8 protein-coding genes are annotated in these 6929 nt (G+C 48.3%); 5 read left to right on the plus strand and 3 right to left on the minus strand.

All coding sequences use genetic code 11. The features are described from left to right. Positions 1-3: 3 nt before the first annotated feature. Together F459_RS0116235 and F459_RS0116240 are read right to left on the minus strand one after the other, a co-directional pair. Positions 4-1350 carry a DUF445 family protein gene (locus F459_RS0116235; protein WP_020613770.1) on the minus strand — a complete coding sequence of 449 codons (1347 nt, stop codon included), beginning with the start codon at positions 1348-1350 and terminating at the stop codon, positions 4-6. Continuing rightward, the gene (locus F459_RS0116240) at positions 1351-1746 is read right to left on the minus strand and encodes an SH3 domain-containing protein (RefSeq protein WP_154651715.1); all 396 of its coding nucleotides are present in this window, start codon (positions 1744-1746) and stop codon (positions 1351-1353) included. Between the two features lie 36 nt (positions 1747-1782). Here F459_RS0116240 and F459_RS0116245 point away from each other — a divergent pair, with 36 nt between their 5' ends. Genes F459_RS0116245 through F459_RS0116265 form a run of 5 tightly spaced genes read left to right on the plus strand, consistent with a single transcriptional unit; the run spans position 1783 to position 5978 of the window. Further along, the gene (locus F459_RS0116245) at positions 1783-2352 is read left to right on the plus strand and encodes a hypothetical protein (RefSeq protein ID WP_020613772.1); all 570 of its coding nucleotides are present in this window, start codon (positions 1783-1785) and stop codon (positions 2350-2352) included. 49 nt (positions 2353-2401) lie between these two features. Further along, positions 2402-2593, plus strand: a complete 192-nt coding sequence (locus F459_RS0116250; RefSeq protein WP_020613773.1) for a hypothetical protein — start codon at positions 2402-2404, stop codon at positions 2591-2593. Beyond that, positions 2590-3396 (plus strand): TrkA C-terminal domain-containing protein, encoded by an 807-nt coding sequence (locus F459_RS22475; protein ID WP_020613774.1) that lies wholly within the window; start codon positions 2590-2592, stop codon positions 3394-3396. Before F459_RS0116250 ends, F459_RS22475 begins: the two co-directional genes overlap by 4 nt. A gap of 7 nt (positions 3397-3403) precedes the next feature. After that, complete coding sequence (locus F459_RS0116260) at positions 3404-5110, plus strand: ABC transporter substrate-binding protein (protein ID WP_020613775.1); 1707 nt, start codon at positions 3404-3406, stop codon at positions 5108-5110. Positions 5111-5141: 31 nt separating this feature from the next. Then, positions 5142-5978, plus strand: a complete 837-nt coding sequence (locus tag F459_RS0116265; RefSeq protein ID WP_154651716.1) for a caspase family protein — start codon at positions 5142-5144, stop codon at positions 5976-5978. Between the two features lie 8 nt (positions 5979-5986). On the opposite strand, the gene F459_RS0116270 is transcribed toward F459_RS0116265, so the two are convergent. After that, positions 5987-6613, minus strand: a complete 627-nt coding sequence (locus F459_RS0116270; protein WP_245540202.1) for a thioredoxin family protein — start codon at positions 6611-6613, stop codon at positions 5987-5989. Positions 6614-6929 lie beyond the last annotated feature (316 nt).

A 6929-nucleotide genomic window follows, 5' to 3' on the forward strand; every position in this document is an offset into this window, starting at 1 on the left:
GCACTACATCAGCAACTGTAGTGCGCCGATTATCCCGCCCAAAAGCGCCCCGAATAGATTGATATACTTAAGGTGAGTTGCAATCACCACCAGCAACAGGTCTTCCACCTGTTCTATCTCAAGTTCATCGATACGCTGCACCACCAGTGCATTGACATCTATATGCTCAAGCAACACGGCAGCATGCTTTTGGAGGAACGAAACAATCTCACCGGTAATGAGCCGTGCAAGGTTATCCCGACCGCTACTGTCGAGGGATATAAAACGGGCCGGGGGATTCTCGGAAAGAAGGCGGGAAAGGACTCCCCTTTCATCTTTATCAGTACCCCGACTAAATAATTCCACCACGGCTTTGGGAGAGTCAAGGCCAATCCATGTTGCAAGTGCTGCAAGAGACTGTTTTCTCAGCGAGGAAAAAAGCTCGTTCAAAACTATAACGAGCGAGCCGTCCGATGCGGAACCAGTGCCATGCAGCGAAGTATAGAGCCGGAATACCGGAATCTGCCGGGCCCGCAGAAGCGACACCCTAAGCCATTGGACTATTTTCTTTTTGACATCGGAACTCTCAAGTCCCTGATGCAACTGTTTCAGTCCGTCCTGAATAATTTCCGGCATACGCTCATGGAGTGTCCGGTCGTACTGTCCTGCCATCAACATCAGTCGCTGAACGCTGCTTAACCGGCCGATGACATCGGCAAGAAAAGCACGGCCATGCTGTTCCAATTGCCGCCGGATCGTTGGGCGATGGAGAAACATATCCAAAGCTCCGACCAAATCAGCGTAGCGTGAATCAAAAAGCTCACTTATAAGGATCATCGATCGGTAGGAAAGAAAGCTTCCAAGCGTTCCTCTTTCAGAGGAGAGCCTCTGATCAGCCTTTTCCGCGAGGGAGGAAAGGAGATCATCTTTGCCGAAATCAAGCGGCAAAAGCTCATCCAAGGGCTTGTCCCAACACAACTCAAGTACAGCCTCGCCCACTCCTTTTCCCAAAAGAGGGGAAACCGCAGCCCACATTGCAGAGTCACGAAGCGAAGGTTCAAAGGGATGATCAAGAAAATGATTGATCCCCTCCCTCACGCTTTTCTCAAAACGATCTCCAAAATCGAGGGAGGAAAGCTGTTTGCGGACCGCCTCCTCGGTAAAAAGGTGGGTACTTACCATTCTCCCGATGCTTCCGGAAAGTCTATAACGCTGCCTTGGAATGATTCCCGGTGTAAAAGGGATACGCAAACCCAAAAGACGCTTTTCACGATAGGGGCGAAAAAGCATGCCAATGGCAATACGATTGGTAATATATCCGATAAGAGCACCGATCAGGGGAGGCAGTAGCAAGGGGATGAATCGTTCCATTTAAAACTCCGGACTTCTGACAGCTTCCTCGGCAGCTTCCTTGCTACTGAAAAAACGAAGATAGCCGCCAAAAACGTAGCCCTGGAGCCCGTCGTAGGCAACCTGATACCAATACCCTTCCTGATTGTCCACAACGACCCGGGAAGAGGCCTTTCCCACAACCTCCATCACAGAGCCCTTCCATAATGTCTCTTTTACCTTGCTTTCGATACTTGGTCCACTTCGGAGTCTAAGATGACTGGAGATGATTACCGCATAACGAGCCCGACTTTCCAGAATGGGAGTCGGCGGTAATTTCAGATTCGGCATAGGCTCTTCGCTGCGGCTACAGGAACCAAGAAAAATTCCGAACACAAAAACAGATATATACAAAAGCGTCAAAAAATATCTACGCATATTGATCATACTCTCAAATCATTGCACGATTGGGGAATGAAATATAGAGGGACTATAGCATGTTTTTTTCTTTTTGTCATAGTCGTTTCACTACCGGTTGGAGCCAGAGAAATCATCCTCTCCACAGGTGGAGATGGCTCCGTCGCTTTTCTTGATACCGATAGATTCGGTTCGGCTTGTGCGGGCCGTCTGGGAGGGGTTGTTGGATCATGCTACGGTTTCCGGGAAAAGAAAGAGGAATTTTCTCTTTCTCCTACTTTCACCCTATCCTATTTTGGATCAAGCCGTTCGACCGTTACCGATAATATTGTTATCTACCGGGGCTTTTACGCCTTGCGCCTTGCGTTGGGATTGGATTTTTCCATTCCCCCCATCCCCATTATGATGAACATCGCCGTCGGCACAAACATTGCAAAGTACACAGACACGGCAAATTACTTCTTTTTTCCTGATCTGCAGTGCATGTTTTTCCGGGAAATCAACGCTCTTTCCCGGAAGAAAAGCACTTGGGATATCGGGCTTCCCATTCGGCTTTCCCTACGCAATGATATGGATGTAGACCTCTCGGCCGGCATTGCTTTTCGTCTCAATCTCTTTCTGTTTTGAGCTTTTTCGGCTATTGTTAGGAAGATAAAAACAGATCTTCGGAGGAGCGATGACTGAACGAATAGGAGATTACTTTGTTCGCCTTGAGTTACTGTCTTTCGAGCAGGCGGAGCAAGTCCTGGCCGTGCAGCAAGAGCAACCCAATCGACGTTTCGGCGAAATAGCCGTCGAACTCGGTTTCATCGGAGAGGAAGATATAAAATCCTACAAGCGCTATTGTGCAGAAAAGGATGGCTCATGATTGCGCTACTTTCTTTCTTCGTTATTCTCTTATTATCGCTTTCGATCGTGCGGATTGCAGCAATCATGCTTCAGCTTACAGGTCTTTCTGCAGATGCGGCACGATTTCAGGCCCGTTCCGCCTTTACCGGTACAGGATTCACCACACGCGAATCGGAAATGATCATTGGCCATCCTGTAAGGCGAAGGATCATCATGGGACTCATGCTCATTGGTAATCTCGGACTTGTGACCTTTATTTCGTCTCTTGTTTTTACTTTTTTAAGGGCTCGATCCGCCCTTGAAATGGCAAGCACAGGGGCTATACTCATAGGAGGGCTCCTGCTTCTCTTTTTCGTAAGCAAAAGCAAAATTCTTGATTCGCTTTTGAGTAAGATAATCACTCGATTACTCAGGCGTTGGACAAAACTTCATACGACGGATTATGATGGTTTGTTGAACCTTTCCGGCGATTATGAGGTGATAAAATCTCTTATAGGCCCTAACAGCTGGTGTACGGAAAGAAGTCTTGCAGAACTTCAGTTGAGCGATGAAGGGGTCCTGGTACTTGGAATATACCGGCAGGACGGTTATTTCATAGGCTCGCCAAAGGGCTCGACCTTTATCTACGATGGAGACGAATTGATTCTCTACGGTCGAGACGAACGGATTCGTGCTCTTACAGACAGGAAAGCGGGAGAAAAAGGCGATACGGAACATCGTGAAGCCGTAGATGACCAAAATAGGATTGAAGGGAAGCGACCGGCGCCCCTTCCTAACTCCTCGAGAAAGGGGTTCCGAGGTTTTTTCAGGAAACGAGAGTAGTGATATAATGATACTGCTTAATATACACATAAAGAGAAATAAGCTCCTGCTCCTTTGCTGCCTGCTCCTTCTTGTAATAACGGCTTCGGGCGATGAGCTTCGAAAGGTGCGGGTCCAACTTAAATGGACACACCAGTTTCAGTTTGCCGGTTTCTATGCGGCAATAGATCAATGCTATTATGCAAAGAGAGGTTTGGAAGTAGAACTGAGGGAGGGAAACCCGGCGATAAGTCCAACCGATGAGGTAGTCTCCCGGAGAGCAGATTTCGGTATCAATACGACCGACCTTATTGTCCATAGATCCCTTGGCAAGCCAATCGTTATTCTTGCACCAATATTCCAACATAGTTCGCAGGTGGTAGCGGTCAGCGGAAAATCGGACATCTATGCCCCCTGTGATCTTGAAGGGAAAAGCCTGATGCTTTCGGGAGACGGTGAAGCATCAATCCTGGCGATGTTTAGGTCTCAAGGAATCACAGATATCAGTATCATACCTCACAGCTGGGATATCATGGACCTGGTAAACGGAAAGGTCGATGCAATGAGTGTATACCTCACAGGGGAAGTGTACACCCTTCGCCGGTTAAAACTACCCTTCCGCATTCTTCGCCCGGAAAACTACGGGATAGATTTCTACGGTGATGTCCTTTTCACCAGTGAAGCCCTAGCAACCGAGGATGCCGACCTCGTCAATCGATTTCTCACTGCAACCTTGGATGGATGGCATTATGCGCTCAAGAACAAGGAAGCCATGATGGATCTTATTATTGAAAAATACGGCTACCATGATAGTCTGGAACGCCTCAGATACGAATCGGATATGATTTCCACCCTCATGGGTGAGGGGATTGTCCGACCAGGGCACTCCAGTCCATCACGATGGCAACACATCATCGATACCTATGACTCTCTTGACATGCTTAGTCGAGCGGTGGATATCAAGGAAATGGTTTTTCAACGAAGTCCGAAACTTTCACATAAGCAAGGAACGTCAATATTCCTGCTCTTAACGGCATTTCTTGCTCTTTTCCTGTTTTTCGTATCGTCCAAGTTTTTTACCGGCACACTTTGGCGCAAGATGGAACATAAGGTCGGAAGGCAATACGAACTTGATACGTTCATCAAGTTCGGCTTTCTCACCAGTATAGAACTGCCGCAGACAGTACACCGCCGGGTTATCGATAATCTTCAGATTATCGATCATATCATTCCAGCTGCAGAATCAGTCACACACAAAAACAGTCGGCATGAAAATCGTAAAAATATAGAACTCATAGATCTCTGTTCCTATCTGCATGATCTTGTCAGCCTGACCGACAGGAATTTCAATGCAGAGGAAAGCAGAACAATAGTTGACATTCCCCGTTTTCCGGTTATCGTGCCCATCGAACTGGCTGTCCCCATAGGACTCATTACCGTCGAACTCCATACAAACGCCCTGAAACACACCTCTGCCAAAGAAGGGAAAATCAGGATCACGTTAAAACAGGAAGAAAAAGAAATTTGCACGCTTTCGGTCGGAGACAGTGGGCCAGGTGTGGATGAAAAGCTTTTTCATCATAAGCGGACAAAAACAACTGGCCTGCCACTTATCCAATTATTGACCAAACAGATAGGCGGCAGCCTTGAAGTTTCCAGCCGTAACGGTACATCGATCACTCTCCGATTTCCCCTAAGAAAGCAGAAGGAAAAGACAATCGGTATCCGTTCTTGAAACAACGATGCTAAGGGAGCACATTGCAGAGATGAATCAGCGTCGAATAAGCATTCTTTGTCTTTCCGTAGGTTTCGCCCTCGTCTCTTGTAGCGTGGATATCGACTTTCCCGAGCGCTACGCCCTGGTCTACGGAGTGGCCGACTACCCCGATGGCTATAAAGATCTCAATTATACCGACGATGATGCAGAGAGTATGTGGGATTTGCTTGAAGAGAAGGGCTACACCGTTATTAGCAAAACCAACAGTGAAGTTACCGCATCCGCCATTCAGGAGGATATCGAGGGCCTTGATGTGCCGAAAAACGCTCTTTTACTTTTCTACTTTTCCGGGCACGGTACCTCCGATGATGATGAATCCTATATCGTCTGTTACGATGATACAGGATCGGATGTAGCTTTTATCAGCGGTACCACCCTTGGCTCCTGGCTCGCCGAGGTTCCCTGCAATAAGAAGGTTGTGATTCTCGATTCCTGCCATGCGGCGGGCCTCATTGGAGAAGGCTATTCGGTAGACGGGTATCCCGACGACTGGGACGGAGGCAGCAGCTTTGCCTTCTCGCTCAGCGAAACCATAGCAAACTACTTCTCCTCTCCCTCGGCGAACGGAATCTCCTATGACGAGGCCATCGTACTTGCCGCTGCGGGAAGTGATGAAGAAAGCTTTGAAGGAGGGGGCATTGGACACGGTTATTTTACCTACGGCCTGCTTCGGGGAGCGGTCCACGGCGACGACGATGGGGACGGATACATATCGACCCTGGAGCTCTACGACTATGCCAGAGGCATAGTGTTTAACGATGGCGCGTATTACTTGCCCCACATCTCGGGAGGCCCTGTCGACTTTATTCTTTTCGAGGCGAAGTAGGACACAAGCTACAGCGGTTTCCCATTTAAAAGGGCGAGGAGCAACTCTTCCAGTGTCTCATTCCACATCCCCTCCTTGTACCAAAGAGCCATCTCTTCAAGAAAACTACGGTACAGTCGCCCGAACTCCTTCTCCGCCTCGCGATCACCATCTTTTATCGCATAGAGTTCCATCATTCTGGGATGCTCCTCTTTCCAGCGCTCCTTCATTTCGCCCACCTTGGCAGGAGCCTCAACCCATCTGGCAAGCTCCTTTCCCTGACCGTCCCAGAGCGATATGACAGGTATATGGTCTACCCCGTCTGCAAGATAGCGTTTATGTAGTTCAGGAGCCTTCTCCCGACTAAAAAGCCGGAAGGGAATTCCGCATTTTTGAAAGAAGCTTCTCAAGATGGGGAGATTACAGGCCCAGTCGCCGCACCACGGCTCACTAAATGCGGAAGCCCTGACCTCTTCCATTCGGAGATTTCTTAAAGCCACAGCCTCTCTTAGTTTATCGACAAAGCGCTCCGGTGCATCTGCCTCCCGGACAAGGGCGCGAACAAGAGATCGGTAGAAACGAAGCGTTTCGAGGTAGTCATCTATCTCCACACCGGTAAAAAAGATCTCATCGGTCATATAGCTAAGTGATTTCATGTCATTAATCATACTATTCTTTGGCGTAGGAAAATATAGCTACTGTCCGGAATCGTGGTGAAAAATGAATAAAATCTCCTTTTCTCGTAGTTACTTATAGTAAGAACTACCAGAAAAAGGAGTTTTTCCATGTTCCATCCCCCCTTCTGCCCCAATCCCCATTGCCTCAACCACTTCTCTCCAAAAGGCCACTGGTTCTTTAGAACAGGCTCCTACTCAACCAAAACCTCCCCCCGCATCCAAAAGTTCAAATGCAAAACCTGCCACCTCTCCTTCTCCACCCGCACCTTCAGCATCGACTACTGGACCCATTTCC

Source organism: Sediminispirochaeta bajacaliforniensis DSM 16054 (genome assembly GCF_000378205.1).
Taxonomy (GTDB): Bacteria; Spirochaetota; Spirochaetia; order DSM-16054; family Sediminispirochaetaceae; genus Sediminispirochaeta; species Sediminispirochaeta bajacaliforniensis.